General features: G+C 42.4%; 17 protein-coding genes. 8 read left to right on the top strand and 9 right to left on the bottom strand.

Annotated elements, in window-relative coordinates:
* Positions 1–79 precede the first annotated feature (79 nt).
* Positions 80–1,102: an adenosine kinase gene (locus H2245_RS10990; protein ID WP_182407430.1), complete on the top strand. Its 1,023-nt coding sequence runs from the start codon at positions 80–82 to the stop codon at positions 1,100–1,102.
* A gap of 101 nt (positions 1,103–1,203) precedes the next feature.
* Here H2245_RS10990 and H2245_RS10985 read toward each other — a convergent pair whose 3' ends face one another.
* On the bottom strand, positions 1,204–2,514 hold the full coding sequence (locus tag H2245_RS10985) for an O-acetylhomoserine aminocarboxypropyltransferase/cysteine synthase family protein (RefSeq protein WP_182407429.1): 1,311 nt from the start codon (positions 2,512–2,514) through the stop codon (positions 1,204–1,206).
* A gap of 232 nt (positions 2,515–2,746) precedes the next feature.
* A complete protein-coding gene (gene nfuA, locus H2245_RS10980) occupies positions 2,747–3,421 on the bottom strand; it encodes a Fe-S biogenesis protein NfuA (protein WP_220464428.1) in 675 nt (224 codons plus the stop codon).
* A 473-nt stretch (positions 3,422–3,894) separates the two neighbouring features.
* Between nfuA and H2245_RS10975 the strand changes: the two genes are divergently transcribed.
* From H2245_RS10975 to H2245_RS10965, 3 genes are all read left to right on the top strand, one after another.
* Entirely contained in the window at positions 3,895–4,932 is a 1,038-nt protein-coding gene (locus H2245_RS10975) for a bifunctional nicotinamide-nucleotide adenylyltransferase/Nudix hydroxylase (protein WP_182407446.1), read from the top strand.
* A 176-nt stretch (positions 4,933–5,108) separates the two neighbouring features.
* Positions 5,109–6,506 carry a nicotinate phosphoribosyltransferase gene (locus H2245_RS10970; protein ID WP_182407428.1) on the top strand — a complete coding sequence of 466 codons (1,398 nt, stop codon included), beginning with the start codon at positions 5,109–5,111 and terminating at the stop codon, positions 6,504–6,506.
* Positions 6,500–7,426, top strand: a complete 927-nt coding sequence (locus tag H2245_RS10965; protein WP_182407427.1) for an SGNH/GDSL hydrolase family protein — start codon at positions 6,500–6,502, stop codon at positions 7,424–7,426. The genes H2245_RS10970 and H2245_RS10965 overlap by 7 nt, the downstream gene beginning before the upstream one ends.
* Positions 7,427–7,519: 93 nt before the next feature.
* Here the strand turns inward: H2245_RS10965 and H2245_RS10960 are convergent, their stop codons facing one another.
* Positions 7,520–7,801 carry a type B 50S ribosomal protein L31 gene (locus H2245_RS10960; protein WP_182407426.1) on the bottom strand — a complete coding sequence of 94 codons (282 nt, stop codon included), beginning with the start codon at positions 7,799–7,801 and terminating at the stop codon, positions 7,520–7,522.
* 498 nt (positions 7,802–8,299) lie between these two features.
* On the opposite strand from H2245_RS10960, the gene H2245_RS10955 reads away from it, so the two are divergent.
* Positions 8,300–8,905, top strand: a complete 606-nt coding sequence (locus H2245_RS10955) for a YceI family protein (protein ID WP_182407425.1) — start codon at positions 8,300–8,302, stop codon at positions 8,903–8,905.
* 127 nt (positions 8,906–9,032) lie between these two features.
* Here the strand turns inward: H2245_RS10955 and H2245_RS10950 are convergent, their stop codons facing one another.
* On the bottom strand, positions 9,033–9,467 hold the full coding sequence (locus tag H2245_RS10950; protein ID WP_182407424.1) for a hypothetical protein: 435 nt from the start codon (positions 9,465–9,467) through the stop codon (positions 9,033–9,035).
* Between the two features lie 754 nt (positions 9,468–10,221).
* On the opposite strand from H2245_RS10950, the gene H2245_RS10945 reads away from it, so the two are divergent.
* Complete coding sequence (locus H2245_RS10945; RefSeq protein WP_259365194.1) at positions 10,222–11,874, top strand: FAD-dependent oxidoreductase; 1,653 nt, start codon at positions 10,222–10,224, stop codon at positions 11,872–11,874.
* A gap of 173 nt (positions 11,875–12,047) precedes the next feature.
* Here H2245_RS10945 and H2245_RS10940 read toward each other — a convergent pair whose 3' ends face one another.
* On the bottom strand, positions 12,048–12,728 hold the full coding sequence (locus H2245_RS10940) for a TIGR00730 family Rossman fold protein (protein WP_182407423.1): 681 nt from the start codon (positions 12,726–12,728) through the stop codon (positions 12,048–12,050).
* A 388-nt stretch (positions 12,729–13,116) separates the two neighbouring features.
* On the opposite strand from H2245_RS10940, the gene H2245_RS10935 reads away from it, so the two are divergent.
* Positions 13,117–13,695 (top strand): M23 family metallopeptidase, encoded by a 579-nt coding sequence (locus tag H2245_RS10935; protein WP_182407422.1) that lies wholly within the window; start codon positions 13,117–13,119, stop codon positions 13,693–13,695.
* Between the two features lie 36 nt (positions 13,696–13,731).
* Here H2245_RS10935 and dtd read toward each other — a convergent pair whose 3' ends face one another.
* Positions 13,732–14,190 (bottom strand): D-aminoacyl-tRNA deacylase, encoded by a 459-nt coding sequence (gene dtd, locus H2245_RS10930; protein ID WP_182407421.1) that lies wholly within the window; start codon positions 14,188–14,190, stop codon positions 13,732–13,734.
* 121 nt (positions 14,191–14,311) lie between these two features.
* Here dtd and asd point away from each other — a divergent pair, with 121 nt between their 5' ends.
* Positions 14,312–15,148 carry an archaetidylserine decarboxylase gene (gene asd / locus H2245_RS10925; RefSeq protein WP_182407420.1) on the top strand — a complete coding sequence of 279 codons (837 nt, stop codon included), beginning with the start codon at positions 14,312–14,314 and terminating at the stop codon, positions 15,146–15,148.
* 119 nt (positions 15,149–15,267) lie between these two features.
* Here asd and H2245_RS10920 read toward each other — a convergent pair whose 3' ends face one another.
* From H2245_RS10920 to fadB, 3 genes are all read right to left on the bottom strand, one after another.
* Entirely contained in the window at positions 15,268–15,843 is a 576-nt protein-coding gene (locus tag H2245_RS10920) for an isochorismatase family protein (RefSeq protein WP_182407419.1), read from the bottom strand.
* A 275-nt stretch (positions 15,844–16,118) separates the two neighbouring features.
* Complete coding sequence (gene fadA, locus H2245_RS10915; RefSeq protein WP_182407418.1) at positions 16,119–17,291, bottom strand: acetyl-CoA C-acyltransferase FadA; 1,173 nt, start codon at positions 17,289–17,291, stop codon at positions 16,119–16,121.
* Positions 17,292–17,437: 146 nt separating this feature from the next.
* Positions 17,438–19,597 carry a fatty acid oxidation complex subunit alpha FadB gene (gene fadB, locus H2245_RS10910; RefSeq protein WP_182407417.1) on the bottom strand — a complete coding sequence of 720 codons (2,160 nt, stop codon included), beginning with the start codon at positions 19,595–19,597 and terminating at the stop codon, positions 17,438–17,440.
* Positions 19,598–19,698 lie beyond the last annotated feature (101 nt).

Genomic DNA, 19,698 nt, shown 5'->3' with positions numbered 1-19,698 from the left:
AAGTAGCGCTGATAGTTTTTACTATGATTAACTGTGTTCTTAATTTTTTTTCTTAATATTAAGCTGAGGGAAATAAGCAATGTACGATGTAATGGCAATAGGTAATGCGTTGGTTGACCACGAATATGTGTTGAGCGATGCGGCATTAGATGAGACCGAACTGACCAAGGGAAATATGACGCTGGCAGCGATTGAAGAGCAGCAGCAACTACTTGCTTATTTTCAATTGGCAAATATCAAACCAACCAAACAAGCGGGCGGTGGCTCAGCGGCCAATACCATGTTTACCTTTGCAAGCTTGGGCGGTAAGCCGTTTTATGCGTGCCGTGTAGGCGATGATAAACAAGGCACCTTTTATCTGCAAGATCTACATAATGCTGGCGTTGCGACTTCAGAAAAATCAATCCATACAGGTGGTGTGACTGGCTCTTGCGTAGTGGCAGTAACGGAAGACGGCGAGCGTACCATGCAAACCTATCTGGGCACATCGAGCGATATCACCGCTGAGAATGTAAATTTCGATGCTTTAGTGAGTGCTGAGTGGTTGTATTTAGAAGGCTACTTGGCAATGTCTGAGAGCATCCAACCTGCAATGACCCAGCTGCGCCAACAAGCTGGCATTCATGGTACCAAAATCGCGGTGAGCTTTGCTGATCCAGCGGTAGTAAAATTTGCTAAAGACGGCTTACTTAATATGCTTGGCAATAAAGTCGCCGTGATTTTTTGCAATAGTGAAGAAGCACGCCTGTTCACGGATAAAAAACAATTAAAAGCATCAGCACGTGCCCTGCTTGAGCATTGCCAAATTGCGGTGGTAACCGATGGCGCAAATGGTGCTGTTATCGCCCAAAAGCCAGTACAAGAAGATGACGATATTATTATTCATGAGGTTGCTACGCCCGCCGTTAGCGATGTGATTGATACCAATGGTGCAGGCGACAACTATGCCGGCGCGTTCTTATACGCCCTATCGCAGCACTATAGCTTGCCAGAATGTGGTCGACTTGCCAGCGAAGTATCCGCGCAAGTGATTCAACAGTTCGGTCCACGTTTGGCACCACAAGACTATCAAGACATTTCGCGCCGAGTCTTAACCGCTTAAGTAATTCAGATATCGAGCAATGAAAAAGCTAGTATAAATAAAAAACCCATATCGGTCTGATATGGGTTTTTTCATGACTGACTTTTAAATATTGAATAAAATTAAGCAGCGGCTAATGCTTGCGCCAAATCCGCCTTAATATCATCAATATGTTCAATACCAATCGACAAACGTACCATATCTTCGCTAACCCCAGCTTGTGCCAATTCTTGCTCGTTTAGCTGACGATGGGTGGTGGTTGCTGGATGGCAAGCCAGTGATTTTGCATCACCGATATTGACCAATCGCGTGAATAACTGCAACGCATCAATAAAGTGCGCCCCTGCCTCGCGACCGCCTTTTACACCAAAGGTCAAAATCGCCGATGGCGTTCCTTTCATATAACGCTGCGCCAGCTCATAATCAGGGTGGTCAGGCAAACCAGCATATTTTACCCAAGCGACTTTGTCATGGTCACGTAGATATTCAGCAACGGCTTGCGCATTTTGCACATGACGCTCCATACGTAGGCTGAGTGTCTCCATCCCTTGCATAATACTAAAGGCATTCAACGGACTGAGAGCTGCGCCCGTATTACGTAATGGTGCTACCCGAGCACGAGCGATAAATGCCGCAGCGCCAATATCTTGTACAAAGTTCACCCCATGATAGCTGACATCAGGGGTATTTAGCAGTGGAAAACGCTCAGGATAATCACCCCAAGGAAAACGACCGCTGTCAATAATTGCACCACCAATAGAAGTACCCGTACCACTCATATATTTGGTCAACGCATGCACCACGATATCCGCACCAAAATCAAACGGACGGCAGATGGCAGGTGTCGCAACGGTATTATCAATGACTAATGGCACACCATATTCATGAGCAATATCACTGAGCGCTTGGATATCAACGATATTACCGAGCGGATTACCGATACTTTCGGCAAAAATCATCTTGGTCTTATCATCGATTAAATCGCGAATCGCTTCAGGATTAGTATGGTCAAAGAAGCGCACCTCAATACCTTGGCGCGGTAAAGTATGAGCGAATAAATTATACGTGCCACCATAGAGCGTCGACACGGTGACGATATTATCGCCCATCTCACAAATGGTCTGCACCGTATAAGTAATCGCCGCCATACCTGAAGCGACGGCAAGCCCGCCCACGCCACCTTCCATCGCAGCCACACGCTCCTCAAGTACCGCATTGGTCGGATTCATAATGCGCGTATAAATATTACCCGCGACTTTCAAATCAAACAAATCTGCCGCATGCTGCGTATCGTCAAATGCATATGAACTGGTGTGATAAATGGGCACTGCCACCGCTTTGGTGGTCGGCTCTACTGTGTATCCGGCATGAATGGCTAACGTCTCTATATGCTTTGTGGTTGTCTTAGGGTTGACTGGTTGTCCATCACTCATAATATATTCCTTCTATGTTTCTAGTTATATTTCTTAGTTTCGAATGTTTGGTATTAAATATTGACTATAAATCATCTTGAAAAAAGCGATTTCCCAAACAATAGTCATAAAAAAAAGCTGAGTTAATCATAACCCAGCTCTCTTATGAAAAGAATAGCGAAAACCTAATCTGTTAATGAATAATATTCATAAGTAGTAAGAAACATAATATTTCTCAGGACACCCTTAATCTTTATTTATAGTAGGCATTTTCAGTACGCGTATGATCCGTCTCATCAATGACTTGCGTAAGCTCCGGTATTTGTTGTTTAAGCTGAACCTCAACCCCTTGACGCAAAGTCATGTCGACCGCTGAACAACCCTGACAACCGCCGCCGAACTTTAATACCGCCGTTAAGCCAATACCTTCTTCATTAATCAGTTCAAGCAACTGCACATCACCACCATGCGCGGCTAATCCTGGATTAATTTCGGATTGCAAAACATAGTTAATACGCTCTTCAACACTGGCATCAGCACCCACTTTTGGCACTTTTGAGTTAGGTGCACGAAAGGTCAGCTGACCACCAAAACGGTCTTTATTATAATCAATCACGGCATCTTCTAAATACGGCACAGAGGCGGCATCAATAAAGGCAGAAAAATGCTCATAGCTGAATTGCAAATCTGCGCTGTCCTCTTCGCCCGGCTGATTATAAGCCATACAGCATTCGGCACGCGGCGTACCCGGATGCTCAACGAAAATACGCACGCCGATACCATCGGTATCTTGCTTGGAGAGCAGATCAGCCAAATAACCTTGAGCTGATTCGGTAATAGTAATGCTGCTTTTAATATCGGTTTGCTCAACATCTAGTGCAGATTCATAATCGGTAGGCGCAGTGGCGGTTGGATTATTTTCACTCATATTGTGCTCACTCATAAGAGTTCCTTATTTATTTGGAGTAGACGTGATGACAGTCCATTTATGCTCGCTATTATAACGCACTCAGCGCTCAATTCCGACTGCGCTACTGTGAATTAAAGTTATCTTCTATCTATAAACAGATTTGATTTTTCTGATGATAAGATAAAATGTATAACCTCTATCTTAAGGCAGACAAAGAGATTATCAAGCAGAGGGTAAACCGCTATTAAGCAAGGTCTATACCGCAGCCTCGCCATGTCTTTGTGTTTAACAGTCGTTACGTTTAACAATTGACAATACCCCTCACACTCCGCCACTATCTACCAATATTTTTTAAAGCTCATATTTAATTAATACCACTTATTCTCACCCTCATAAATAATAACGAATACGATAATAACGACAAAGGAGATTGCGTGAGTACTTCAATAAGTCCCAATTCAAAAACCATCTTTAACCCAGAATCAGCCGCAATGACAGAAGATACGGAACAAGATATCAAGCATTATCAGTATTTAGTCTTTATCGGGCGTTTCCAACCGTTTCATCGTGGACATAAAGCAGTGATTGATGAGGCACTAAAGCGCGCTGATAACGTCATTATGCTGATTGGTTCGGCAAACCTGCCACGCAGTCTGCGCAATCCTTTTACTGTATCAGAACGCGCCAAGATGATTAAAGGTGCTTATTCAGAAGATGACGCGGCACGGATACACTGCGTGGGTCTTGATGATGCGCTCTATAATGACACGCGCTGGCTACAATATGTGCAAGCGGCAATTAAATCAGTGACTGGCGACTTGAGCGCAGATATTGGTCTTATTGGACATTCTAAAGACAGCTCGTCTTATTATTTATCATTATTTCCAAACTGGGCATCGGTTTCTGTACCCAATTATCATAACCTGTCCGCCACACCGATTCGTGATGGCTACTTGATGGGCGCATCGCCAATCCCTGAGCGCACCCCTGAATCGACCCGTCACGTACTTAAAGCATTCAAAAAAACAGCCACCTATGACACGCTGCATGAAGAAGCAGGTTATATCGATACCTATAAAAAGAAGTGGAATTCCGCGCCCTATCCACCAATATTTATGACCGTTGATGCGTTGGTAATACAATCAGGGCATATCTTATTGGTTGAGCGCGGCGGTATGCCAGGACGTGGACTATGGGCATTGCCGGGCGGTTTTTTGGATGCCAAAGAGACTTTATTTGACGCCTGTATTCGTGAGCTGCGTGAAGAGACGTGCCTCAACATTCCTGAGCCTATCCTACGTGGCTCTTGTCACAGTCAGCATACTTTTGACGACCCATACCGCTCGGCTCGCGGGCGCACCATTACCCAAGCCTTTTATTTTCAGCTAAAAAATGATGCCAATGGTCTACCTAAAGTAAAAGGTGGTGACGATGCGGCAAAAGCATTTTGGCTGCCACTCGCCGAGCTTGATGCCACCATGATGTTTGAAGACCACTACGCCATTATTACCAAAATGGTCGGGTTATAAGAAGGGCTATAAATTATAATTTATTCACTTTGGCAATATCAATCAGTGCGGCAAATCAGCGGTAGCAATAAGCATCATTAATAAGTTAATAATTAGCCGTTAATAAAATTACTATGAATAAATAATAAGCCGCACCTTTGTCACAATAAGCCATAAATAAATGGAGGAGTTTTTGGATGTATACCAGCAATCTTAATAATTTAATCCTCAATAGCGACAGCTATAAAACCTCGCATTGGGTGCAATATCCAGCGGGCAGTGAGTATCTGTCGAGCTATATTGAAGCGCGTGGCGGTGACTATGATGTGGTATTTTTTGGGCTACAAGCCTTTATTAAAGAATATCTCAGCACACCTATTACCCATCAAGATATCAATGAAGCCGAGACCATTATTCAGGCGCATGGCTTAACGTTTAACCGCGCTGGTTGGGAGCGTTTGGTTGATAAGCATAATGGTTTTTTACCATTACGCATTGAAGCAATCGCTGAGGGTGGCATCGTTCCCGTGTCCAATGTGGTCTGCCAAGTGGTTAATACGGATCCAGAGTTTTATTGGCTGCCAAGCTATATTGAGACTGCTCTACTGCGTGCGATTTGGTATCCATCCACCGTTGCCAGCGTGTCGCATTATTGCAAAGGCATTATTCGAGATGCACTAGAGAAATCGGCTGATAATGCCGACTCGTTAATATTTCGCTTGCATGATTTTGGTTCACGTGGCGCGTCCAGCCATGAATCGGTAGCGCTAGGTAGCTTGGCGCACTTGGTCAATTTCGCTGGTACGGACTCAATGGCAGCCTTAGTGGCGGCCAGTCGTTGGTATCAAATGACGAATGACATGCCTGCATTTTCGATTCCAGCGGCTGAGCACAGTACCATGACGGCATGGGGACGCGAGGGTGAAACCGCTGCATTCGCCAATATGATTAAGCAATTTGGCGGCGCGGGTAAAGCCTTCTCCGTAGTATCTGACAGCTATGATTTATGGAATGCCATTGATAATATTTGGGGCGATAGCTTAAAAGAAGACGTTAAAAATATGGGTGGTACGCTCGTCATTCGACCTGATAGCGGCGAGCCAACTAAAGTGGTGCGTGAAGCACTGGAGCGCTTAGCCGTAAAATTTGGCACGACTGTCAATAGTAAAGGCTATAAAGTATTGCCCAATTACGTGCGTATCATTCAAGGTGATGGCATCAGCCCGCAAAGCCTTGGCAAAATTATTGATGTAGTATTAGACGCTGGTTTTAGCGCGGAAAATATTACCTTTGGTATGGGTGGCGGCTTATTACAACAAGTCAATCGCGACACCATGAGCTGGGCGATGAAAGCCAGCGCCATCTCTATTAATGGTACGTGGAAAGATATTTATAAAGACCCCATTACCAGCCATTCTAAGCGTTCTAAAAAAGGTCGATTAGCATTGGTGAAAGATGATAACGGTAAGGTAACTACTGTTAAAGCAGATGACTTAAATAGTAAACAAGACAACTTATTACGCGATGTCTATGTTGATGGCAAATTATTAATTGACGACAATCTCACTATTATTCGGGAGCGTGCCGGATGGTAGTTACCAATAAACTCACTACTGCTAAAATCATCCCTACTAAAGCCAAAGCTGCAAAGCTAACAGCTACCGCAAAAGATATGCTACTCGCTCCTGTTTATTTATATCAAGGTCGCAAAGTCAAACGAGATACTGTGCGTCTACCTGAACCAATCGGCGATAGATTTGGTCATATTAATCTAAATTCTGGCAAAGATACTAAGGTTACAAGTCAAAACCTGCCAACACTACGCCTTATGATTGTTGGCGACTCAGCTGCTGCCGGAGTTGGCAGTGAGACTCAGCAGCACGCATTATCAGGTCGTCTGATACCTGCTCTACAACAACACCATGCTATTTATAGCCAATTTCAGGCACTAAACTGGTGCCTACAAGCCACCACTGGGCATACCAGCTTTGATATTTTGCGGCGGCTGTATGTACTTGCCCAACCGAGCCAGCCTATTGATGTGATGGTCGTAAGCGTTGGTGTGAATGACACCACGACGAATGTTTCAACAGCTAAATGGCAGCAGCAATTAGCCGATATTATTACCATTGCTCAGCGTAAATTTGGGGTGCGTCAGCTGATTTTTTGTAGCTTACCACCGATGACGAACATGCCTGCCTTACCCGCCCCGCTTAGTCATTTTATAGGTGCAAAAGCCGCCAAACTTGATCAAGTGTTGCAGCATGTTTGTACTCAGTACATTTGTCACCAGGATAAGGGCGTACACTACATGGCAGCAGATTTTACCCAAATGGCAGTAGACCATGCCAATGCTATTAATGCGCATCCTGGCGCGCCACTTGATAAGGCAACACTGTTTGCTAGTGACGGCTTTCACCCCAGTAGCATTACCTATCGCTATTGGGCAGAGCAGCTTGCCGAGCTGATTGGTACATTACTTAACGACTCATCTCATATCACTGAAACGACATAATATAAAAAATGCCATTTAAAACGCAAAAAAAACCGCTGATCACTCAGCGGTTTTTTTTCATTCAGCAAAATGCATTCATACAATAGGTATAAATTATTCAGCAGAATCAGTATCAGCTTTCTTGTTACGACCACCAAACGCGCCAAAGCGTTTGTTAAAGCTAGCAACACGACCTTCAGTAGAAGTTTTGCGTTGTTCGCCAGTATAGAATGGATGCGACGCACTTGAAATATCAAGTGGGTAGTATGGGTATTCTGTACCTTCGTATTCACGAGTGGTTTTGGTTTTAACGGTTGAACGGGTTAAGAAAAACACGTCAGCGTTAGTGTCATGGAACAAAACGTCATGGTAATCAGGATGGATATCTTTACGCATAATAAACTCTCTATGTCCGATGTATATACAGTACTTTTGATGACCAACTGGCTATCAGACTGCACATACGTAACTGAGGCACCAAGGACATCTACTAGTCTGGCAGCTGTGTCACTGGCTTATTCCAGCACCCAACACCACACCTCTGCTCACTTAGCCTTTCCCCAGCGGGAAAATCAAACGCCGATTTTAACGGTTTTTACGCACTGATGCAAGCGCTGTCAGCGTTACCTAAGCGCCAATCTCTCATCAGCCATGATTAAAAAAAGCCAATGTAGCAACCATTAATTTTTTATTTATCAACCCTACTCTTATGATAAAGCTACTGACTTATGGTGATAAATACGTTATAAAAGATAAGCATGATTTGTCTGATTTACTTAATAATATAAGAGCAATGTGCAGTTTTTATAACTGACTGTATAACTTAAGCCTCTGCGTACACTACTTATTATTTCTTTCATCAGCTATTTATTTTCTTATTAATGGTGCCCTTTTATGACTAATTCTTACACAACATATCTGCCAAAAGCCTTATTACTCAGCTCGGCTCTAATTATTTCAAGTATGGCAAGCGCTGTTATGCCCACTCAATGGCAACTTGATAATTCCCACACGCGCGTCGGTTTTTCTGTTGAGCATTTAGGCTTTTCTACCACTATGGGGCATTTTGATAAAGTAGATGGCGCGCTCACTTATAATATAAAAGCGCCCAATAAGACTCAAATGAACTTTGTGATTGATACTAACAGTATTAATACCGCATGGGCGGCACGTGATGAACATTTAAGAAAGGATGAGTTCTTTAACGTGGCGAAATATCCGACCATGACCTTTAAATCTACTAAAGTGGATTTTTATAATCCGCAGCAAGCCAAGGTTACTGGTGATTTTACCTTACTCGGTAAAACCATGCCGCTTACCTTAAATGTGACGCTTAAAAAGATTGGTAAAAGTCCAATGACGAAAGAGCCTGTTATCGGCTTTCGTGCCACCGGCAATATTGACCGTGCTGCTTACGGTATGACTGCTTTTTCTCAAGGCATTTCCACCAATGTACCTATCCAAATAGATGGTGAATTGGTAGAGAAAAAAGCAAAATAAAACCTAATGAAACTAAAGAATCATATGTTCTGATTATTAAAAGTATTAAAAAAGCAGCTCATATATGGCTGCTTTTTTAATCAATAATATATAAAAGAACGCTCAAGTAATTGGCTTTTTTTAGCCATTATCTGGCAGGAACAACATGCCAAACATCAAGTTTACCATCACCACTTCTATCACCAGCTTTCTTATCGTTAGCATAGAAATATAACGGTTTACCATTCATTGCCCATTGATATTTGCCATCTTCACGTTTAAAAGGTGCAATTTGACCAGAGGCTTTGGCATTACTCGGTGCCATAAATGCTGGCCACGCCACCAAACAGACTGACCCACATTCAGACTTATTCATGGAGTCTTTATCAAAAGTATATAAAGTCATGTGATTGACGGAATCTACCAAAACGCCATTTTTACTGGTGACGGGTGCGGCACTGTCGGCGCTACCATGAACTTCGTGCATACCTGATGTGTCGTTGCCTACCACGTTTTTTAGCGTCGAGCAGCCTGTTAATGCTAAAACACCTGTTAATGCCGATAACATAATAATATGTTTCATAATAATGTCCTTATCATTAATAATAATATTGAGTTCGCTTAGACTATTTAGACTTAGTTTGCCATACGAACTCACCTTTAATCGAATCACTCAATTATCTTTTATTTATTGATTAATTTCTTAGTAACACATGCTGTTTTTAAGCATTTTGAATATAACATAGTGATGATATCATTCTATTTTGTTGTTAGAAGAACTTACAAAAGCCTGTAAAAATTACAAACTATATAAGAAATCTGGATATCTTTATAATATAAAAAAGGGTACGTAACACTTATCATCTAATCTTAGAAACTGATTTTAGTAACTGAGCTCTAACATAAATTTTCTCTTTTTCCATCACTACTTAATGATTAAATATCTTTATGATGAAGTCATTCTTCTATCAGTGCCTTACATTACAGCTTATCATTGTAATTCATTGACAAAACTACCGTATCTTCTTACGTATTTACTCGAATATTTGGAATTATTTTTTGTAAAATAGCTTTAGCAAACCTCTATATAGATAAGAAAAACTACATAATAATTTATAATTGAAATAGGAAGCTTCAATCGTAAATCAAAGTCACACAAACGGTTTATATGTGCTATTGAACTCTGTAATCATCGCACGCATATTAATGCAAAGATAATAAGAATAAATAACTGTGCTAAACAAGCCGTTATAAATATTACATAAAATGTTTAATCATAGCAGTCATAAAAACTCTGAGTATGTGCTGACGAAGATATCAAGGATATAACCACGACCATGACCCATTCTCCTATGAACGTTCAAAATCAAGATATAAAACGTGATGTGGTAACTCATGCTAAAGCCAATAATAACGCGCATGATGCTCCTGTCAAACGTGTTGGTATTCTTGGTGGTGGCACAGCTGGTGCAACGATTGCCATTCGCCTCGCTGCATTGGGTGTTGAGACTTATATATTTGAGAGGCAAAGTTCACTCGTTGATGGTCCGCCAATGTGTCATTTACATGCTGGTGGCAACCTGTATCGCGAAATCCCTGATGAAGATTGTGTGGCACTGCTCGAGCAATGTATCGATATTTTACGTTTATACCCACATACCATTGACGTGCGTCCCACGGTATTTGCGGTACCAACGCGCGATGCTGGTCTACCCAAGGATTTATTACCACGCCTTGATATTTTGACTGATGCTTATCGTGCACTTATCGAGCAGGATGTGAATAATAAAGTATTGGGCGAGCCTGAAGATTACTACCAGTTATACAATCATGAACAAATGCTTGAGCTGTCTACACGTGAGCAAGTCGCCAAGCCAAGTTGCGTTGATGAGTGGATGATTCCAGTTGCCAAATACTTAGATTTAAATAAGGTTAAATTTCCCTTAATTGTGGTACAAGAATATGGCTGGAATATCTTTCGCTTAGCCGCCTCAGCGCAATTAGCATTGGCTGAATATGACCATGCCCATGTATTAACAAATACAGAAGTTAAGCAAGTGGTTGCCGTTGATTGTACGGACTGTACCAATGCGAATCATCATGTCAGTAAATGGCGTATTGATTATCAGCGCAATATATCTCAAGATGAAGACGCCACAACCATTATCAATACCACTCCTGAGTCTATTGATGTGGATTATCTTATTAATGCTTGCGGTTTTCGCACCGGTATTATTGACGATATGGTGGGTGTAGATGTCACGCGGATGGTTGAATTTAAGTCCTCTTATATCACTCATTGGGGCGAGAGTGGCGGACAAATACCGGAGATTATCATTTACGGTCAGCGCGGTACTCCTGAAGGAATGGCGCAGCTGACCCCGTATCCGGATGGCTACTTTCAAATTCATGGCATGAGTAAATTTATTACGTTATTTAATGACGGTTTGGTAGCTTCAACCAAAGACAGCGCACAACCTAAGTTGCCAGCTCAATACGTACATTATATTGACGACGGTTGGGATGAAGCGCCACTACAAGCCCGTAGCCAGCAGTCGATTGATTATGTGGCTGAGTTTGTACCGACATTTCATAGCGCTCGTACCGTCGGCAATGCCCTATATGGTGGTCAGCAAATCCCTGGTGAAGACGATACCTTACGAGTAGCAGATGTCAGTTTATATTCGCACTTGCATTACGCACGCGCTGAGAATGTCAAAGCGTCTTCCACCTTAATTGCGGCAGATGAAATTGTGCACGAATTAACGGAGATTGGCATTATCGATGCTGAACTCTATACCAATAATGATCGCTATACTCACCAGTGGGCATATTTGCTGAATAATAATCGTAAAACGGTTGATAAAGTTGCTCAGAATTTAGCAAAATCGCGCGGTTTCCCGACATCTATGGCAAAGGTTAACAATAGTATTTGCGACTCTTTTATTAAACAATCGCCATTAAATGATGTTAAAAAAGCCGAAGGATAATATGAAGTTATTGTAATGATTAAATATTTTAAATACTTATTCTTGATAAAAAATGCTAACCCTTAAAACTAAAAACCGGCGTAAAGGTAATTTATTTGCCTTTACGCCGGTTTTTTTAATCACACTTTTTTTAAAAAATGATTTTTTTAAATGATAAAATCAGAGTAATACTATTAAGAATTACCCGCCATTTTTACCGTATCAACCGCATCATCAATCTCAACAATTACTTGTAATAATTCAATCGCTTCCGCAATCGTATTGCAAACCACCAAGCGATCAAGATCTTGCTGCTTCATAAATCCTTGCTCAGCGGTATATTGTAAATGGTCAATCAAGCGGTCATAAAAGCCATTGATATTCAATATAATCATAGGCTTTTCATGCTGATATAGCTGTCGCCAAGTGGCGATTTCCATGATTTCTTCTAACGTGCCAAGTCCACCCGGCAATGTAATAAAGGCATCGGCATACTCTGCCATCACCGTCTTACGTGTATGCATGGTGTCAGTCAAATGCAGGCGCGTTAATTCTTGGTGGGCAATTTCATGCTTGAGCATAAAGGTAGGAATCACGCCCACTGTCTGTGCGCCTCCTTTAATCACGCCATCTGCCACAGCGCCCATCAGACCAATACTTGCACCGCCATACACGAGACCCATACCATTTTCAGCTAATGCATATCCTAAATCACGAGCGGCTTGTTCATAAATTTCACTAGCGCCCAAGCGCGAACCACAATAAACAGCGACCAATGGCATATCAAGGCTTGCTTTATCCACGGCTCTTTCAATATGGCTAATATCTTGGCTGGTAATAACGTCATAATGGTGATTATTAATTTTCATTTGCATATATTGACCTTAATGTATGATGAATTTGCGATAATTATCATTCTATATAATGGTAATTTTTAAATACTAATCTGCTTTATATTTACAATTGCTATTATTATAAGTACTGTATTTATCATTTTTTTCCTTTTACTCTGTTTCTACGCACTAAATAAAACTTACTGCACAAACTAATAGTTGGTAGGCTTTGACACTTATTTTAGCTACTCTTTAAGCGTTTTCTTAAAGCATTAGATTGTGATTATCTTCGATATTTATCTTACCACAAGCCTTATCTTCTCATGTGACCAGCAATTTATCTCTACGCAATTACTACATTTTTTACTCGATGGTTGTTAATAGTAATGCTAATTTATATGGTGATTTAATATGGTTTCTTAAAGGGTTTATGATGCAGTCATCCACACCACCGCCACCACTAGCAGAACGTTTGTTAAGCCATTTATTTAAAGCCATTATTATCATCGCAGGTTTATTAGCCATATCTTTATTTATTATGCCTCTGCTTAATAAAGCACCGTCTATTGTGGTTGCCACGTGGCAAAAAATGACGTTATTACAAGAAGAATTGCCAGCTGTGCGTAGCTTACCAAGTCCGCTACCTGAGCGACATTTGGTAGATACGTGGGGCGGCGCACGCAGCGAAGGACGCTCACATGAAGGTATCGATATTTTTGCACCACGCGGTACGCCGATTCAGGCAACGACAAAAGGCGTGGTTAGTAAAGTTGGTGACGATCGATTAGGGGGTCGGGTCGTTTTTCTTATTGGTCCTGGTGGCGCAGCCCATTATTACGCGCATTTAGAGTCTTATGCTGATATCAAACCTAATGACTGGGTAAATGCTGGTGACGTTATCGGCTATGTGGGCAACAGTGGTAATGCAAAAGGCACGCCTCCACATGTGCATTACGGCGTTTATATTAACGGGAGCGCGGTAAACCCTTACCCTTTGCTAATCAAATGAATAAATAAATCAATGTATATATAATTAAATTATCTACTATTCTTTCACTTCTAATAAAAAATTAAGCGGTCCATCATTGATACTCTCGACTTGCATATCTGCACCAAATTCTCCGCTTGCCACATTGGGATGCTGATTTTTTGCATAAGTAATAAGCTCAGCAAACAAGGCTTGCGCCGCATTAGGATGCATCGCCCCACTAAAGTCAGGGCGGCGACCATTATTGGTATTTGCCATTAAAGTAAATTGGGAAACCAGTAATAATCCGCCACCGATTTGCTGTACATTTTGGTCAAGCTTGCCTACTTTAGCAGGGTCGCTGTTATTTTCAAAAATGCGATAGGTAAGGATTTTATCAACCATACGCTGAGCACTTTGCAAGTTATCCTCATGTCCAAGCCCGATATATGCCAATATACCGTGCTCAATGGCACCAATACAGTACTCATCCACTTTGACACTGGCACTGCTTACCCTTTGAATAAGCGCTTTCACTGATTGTCTCCTTCATAGATTATGATCATACAGACATTGGCTGACCATGATAAAATATAAGTATTAATGACTCTTTTTAATCATACTTTCTTATTCTAAGAATTATTTTGGTAGCCTTAATATGAATTTATTTACCACTATCCAACAGTTTGTACCGCAACAACAGCTGAGTATAGTCGCTGGACGCTTGGCAGCAAGTCGACATCCTTTAGTCAAACGGGCATTCATTCGCACTTTTGCCAAAGCATATGATGTTAAATTAGACGAATATGAACGTCAAAGCCTAAATGCTTATGAGAGCTTTAATGACTTTTTTACCCGTGAGCTAAAAGAAGATGCTCGTGCAATTGATAGCACCACGCATGGTATTGTCAGTCCTGCCGATGGGGTCATATCACAACTTGGTCAACTGCGTCATCATAAATTGCTGCAAGCCAAAGGTCGCGATTATGATATCGGGCAACTGCTCGCCGATAAGGACGATGGCAGCTATTTTGCGGATGGGAGCTTTGCTACCGTTTATTTAGCACCGAGCAATTACCACCGCGTGCATATGCCATTTGCGGGAACATTGACCAAAACCCGCTACGTTCCCGGCACGTTATTTTCGGTAAATAATACCACCGCTGCCAATGTACCAGACTTATTTGCCCGTAATGAGCGTTTGGTCTGTCTGTTCGATACAGAATACGGTAAGGCAGCCGTCGTTATGGTTGGCGCTATGATTGTCGCTGGGATTGAGACAGCAGCGACTGGTAAAATTACCCGCACTGATGAGATTCAAGAAGCTGAGCATGATATGGAATTTGCACAAGGCGCTGAGCTTGGACGTTTTTACTTAGGCTCAACCGCGATTGTCGTATTACCAAAAGCTGCAAGAACGGCTTGGCAAGATAGCATGACTGCCAATACTACGGTACAAATGGGTCAATTATTAGGCGTGGCAAACGCTGAATAAAACGCTCATTATGAATAAAAAACACTAAAAATACAGCCGCTAATATTAAGCTACTAACGGCTGTATTTATGATACCAGCATTTACGATATCGGCATTTACGACGTTAACAGTTTTACTGCTATTTAATCAAATTACTAATGGTTTTAAACGCAGGGTCTGCGCTACTACGGCATAGCTCGAACAAGATAGTTTCAACCGTCGTAATCACGCCACCGGCACGGCGAATACGGCGCAGAGCAAGCTTTTTATCATACGGAAAACGTGAACCAACCGCATCGCCAATAATGACCGGCTGCATACCATTATCTAATAAATCAAGCGCGGTTTGCAGCACACAAACATGGGTCTCAACACCAAAAAGCAAAACAATACCACGATTCTGCTGCGCAAGATAATGCCATGAGGTATCGGTATCACATGCGCTAAAGGTGACTTTCTCAAAGCTTTTGGCGTTATCACCCTCTAGTACTTCGCGAAGTTCCGGTAATGTGTCACCTAAGCCTTGTTTATATTGCTCATTAAGCATAATCGGCACATCAAGCGCTTGTAGACCCTTTACTAAAGTTATTATTTTTTTGACAATATTTTCATGATCATATATGTGCGGAGTCAGACGTTCTTGAACGTCGATAATCATCGCTTGGGTGTTCTCGCGGGCAATACGGTAGGTTTTATCAGAAATCATGGTCGACATAGCACACTCCTTGTACGGCTGCCAAATTGGCAATCCAAAACTGTCTTTTATTAGACGTTATATGTTAGCAAAACGCTTTTTTATCATTAATATTCTAATAGATTGCGCCATCTTATTTAGTCATATTTTGTTCAGGGCGTCAATCAGGATAATTTTTGGTAACAACTTACAAACACTCATTAGCATGTATCTTTAATCACGCCGTAAAAAAGCCCTCAATCATGATGACTGAGAGCTTTTTTAATGAATAATTTTATGACTGTATTATGGAATCTTTAAACACGCTCAATAATAGTAGCGATACCTTGACCCAAACCAATACACATAGTGGCAAGACCAATTTCAGTATCCATCTGTTCCATTGCATTAAGCAAAGTGACGGTAATACGTGCGCCAGAACAGCCTAGCGGATGACCGAGCGCAATCGCGCCGCCATTGATATTAATGATGTCTTGCTTATCGCTTAGCCCTAAAGTTTTGATAACTGCTAAGCTCTGTGCAGCAAAGGCTTCGTTTAGCTCGATGGTTTGCATGTCATCGATGCTCATGCCTGCACGTTTCAGTGCTTTTTGCGTGGCAGGTACAGGACCGTAACCCATGATAGCCGCATCACAACCCGCAATTGCCATGCTGCGAATACGGGCACGTGGTTTTAGACCCAATTCTTTGGCTTTTTGCGCGCTCATGATGAGCATTGCTGACGCGCCGTCAGATAGCGCTGATGAAGTAGCTGCCGTTACTGTGCCATTAACTGGATCAAACGCCGGACGCAATTTCTGCATTTGTTCCATTGTCGCATCGGGACGAATCACTTCATCGACAGTACACAGTTGCAAGCGACCAAGGGCATCATGACCTTCAATACCGATGATTTCATTGTCAAAACGACCCTCTAGCGTGGCTGCCCATGCGCGGCGATGCGATTCAAGACCAAACGCATCTTGCTCTTCGCGGCTGATATTGTTCATACGACCCAGCATTTCAGCGGTTAAACCCATCATATTTGAAGCTTTGGCATAGTGTTTAGACGCTTCAGGGTTAAGGTCGACGCCATGCATCATGCCCACGTGACCCATGTGCTCAACACCGCCAATAATAAAGGTGTCGCCTTGATTGGTCATAATTTGCGCAGCTGCCGTGTGTAGCGCCTGCATAGAAGAGCCACATAGGCGGTTAACGGTTTGACCCCCTGTCGTCTTTGGAATATCTGCAAGCAGACCAATATTGCGACCGATGTTCAACCCTTGCTCGAGAGTTTGATTCACACAACCCCAAATGATATCTTCAACATCACGTGGGTCAAAGTCATTACGAGCAACTAAAGCGCGAACCAAGTCAGCCGACATACTATCCGCACGCACATGGCGGAACATACCGTTTTTAGATTTACCCATTGCTGAGCGCACGCCATCGACGATGACCACATCTTTTGGACTTAAAATTGTCATATTACATTCCTTTCAATTTTTTATTGTCAGTGGCAGTACAGCAATATTTATTAGGGTTTATTAATCATTAAATAACTAAGTAATTAAATAATCAGCAACCGTTAATAAATAGGCGTACTGCGCTTCATCCTATTAATGACAGCTCGTTACGCGGTTGGGTAAAAAGTCTCGCCTGCCGCAGCCATATCGCGAATCTTTTGCGGCGCTTCATAAGCTTTGCCAAGGTCTGCGTATTTTTCACATAGCGCCAAGTAGTTATCTAGACCCATTTGGTCGATATAACGACACGGTCCGCCACGGAATGGTGGGAAACCAACGCCCATAATCATTGCCATATCCGCCTCAGATGGTGTGGAAACGATGTTATCTTCTAGGCAACGTACGGTCTCGTTACAGAATGCGAGCATCATACGGTCAATAATCGCTTGGTCATCAAAGGTCTGCGCGTCGCTATCAGTAGTGTCTTTTAAAAGCGCATAAGTGGTGTCATCAGCGACTTTTTGTGGCTTACCACGTTTGTCCATTTCATACTTATAAAAGCCAACGCCATTTTTCTGACCTAAGCGTTTCTTTTCATATAGATGTTCAATCGCGCCTTTATAATCAGGCTTCATGCGATCAGGATAGCCTTCTGCCATCACTTCTGCGCCATGCACACCGGTATCTAAACCAACCACATCGATGAGATAAGCTGGACCCATTGGCCAGCCGAATTTTTCCATGACTTTATCGATATGGACGAAATCCGCGCCTTGTTTCAATAATAAATCAAACGCGCCAAAGTATGGAAATAAGACACGGTTGACTAAGAAACCAGGGCAGTCATTAACGACGACAGGCACTTTGCCCATTTTAGACGCTAGGGCAACGGTAGTCGCAATGGCTTGTTCGGAAGACTTTGCCCCGCGAATGACTTCAACCAATGGCATTTTATGCACAGGGTTAAAGAAATGCATACCCACGAAGTTTTCTGGACGTGCCAGCGCTTCGGCTAAATAAGTAATCGAAATCGTCGAGGTATTTGAGGCCAAGATACAATCGTCTTTAACCAAGCCTTCCACCTCGGCAAGCACAGCTCGTTTCACGTTTGGATTTTCTACCACCGCTTCGATGACAATATCAGTTTCACCAAAGTCACCATAGTTCAAGGTTGGACGAATACGGCTTAAGGTTTCTCCCATTTGAGTTGGAGTCATTTTGCCGCGATCAACCATTTTGCCAAGTAACTTGCTTGCCTCGCCCATGCCCAAATCTAATTGTTCAGACTTGATATCTTTCATGATAATAGGCAAGCCTTTACTGGCTGCCTGATAGGCGATACCGCCGCCCATGATGCCTGCGCCAAGTACCGCCGCCTCATCAATATCATGTGCTAATTTACTGTGTTGTTTGGCGAGTTTTTTAACCAATTGGTCATTTAAGAATAGACCAACCAAGCTTTCGGCTTGTGGCGTTTTAGCCGCTTTAGCAAAACCGGCAGCTTCGACTTCAATGGCTTTATCACGTGGCAAATTAACGTGTTTTTCCATCGCCGCAATCGCAAGTGCTGGCGCAGGATATTGCTTAGGATTGGCTTTAGCGAAAATCATCGCCTTAGCACTACTAAATGCCATGGTTTGCTCAAGTGGATTTAGCTTCACCGGATTGAGTTTTTCTTGACGCTTGGCTTGCCAATCAAGCTCACCTGAGATACATTTTTTGACCAAATCAATGGCGGCATCTTGCAATTCTTCAGCCGCAACCGTCGCGTCAACCAAGCCTAGTTTTAAGGCATCAGGTGCTTTTTTAGGCGTACCAGTGGCAATCAGCTCAAGCGCATTATCAATACCAATCACACGCGTGGTGCGTACCGTACCGCCAAACCCAGGGAAAATACCCAGTTGGGTTTCAGGCAGACCGATGATTGCGTTATCGCTCATGACGCGGTATTCACACACCAAGGTCATCTCACAACCACCGCCGAGCGCTGCGCCATTAATGGCAGCAACTTTAGGAAACGGCAAATCTTCAAAACGGTTAAAGACGTCGTTGATACCAATCAGCCACTCTTTAATCTCATCTTCTGGTTGCTTAAAAGAAGCAACAAATTCAGTGATATCCGCGCCAGCGATAAATACACCTTTGCTAGAAGTGACAATCAAGCCTTTCACATCATTGGCTTTTTCAAGCGCATTAACGGCTTCATCGAACTGTTTGTTGGTCTCACTATCAAACTTATTCACGCTCTCGTTTTCGGCGTTGTATTGCATATTGGCGATGCCGTCTTCTAGCATACTGACCGTAATGCGATTTCCTTGGTATATCATGTAAGACTCCTTGTTATTAAATAATTATTAACCAGATATTAAGTACTTATAAAATAGTAGTAAGATAAAAAATCATGCGATAAAAAGTTATTGAATAAAAA

Source organism: Psychrobacter sp. GP33 (assembly GCF_014119005.1).
Lineage (GTDB): Bacteria > Pseudomonadota > Gammaproteobacteria > Pseudomonadales > Moraxellaceae > Psychrobacter.
Note: the sequence above shows the minus strand (reverse complement) of the source record. Positions and strands in the feature narration are given on the sequence as shown.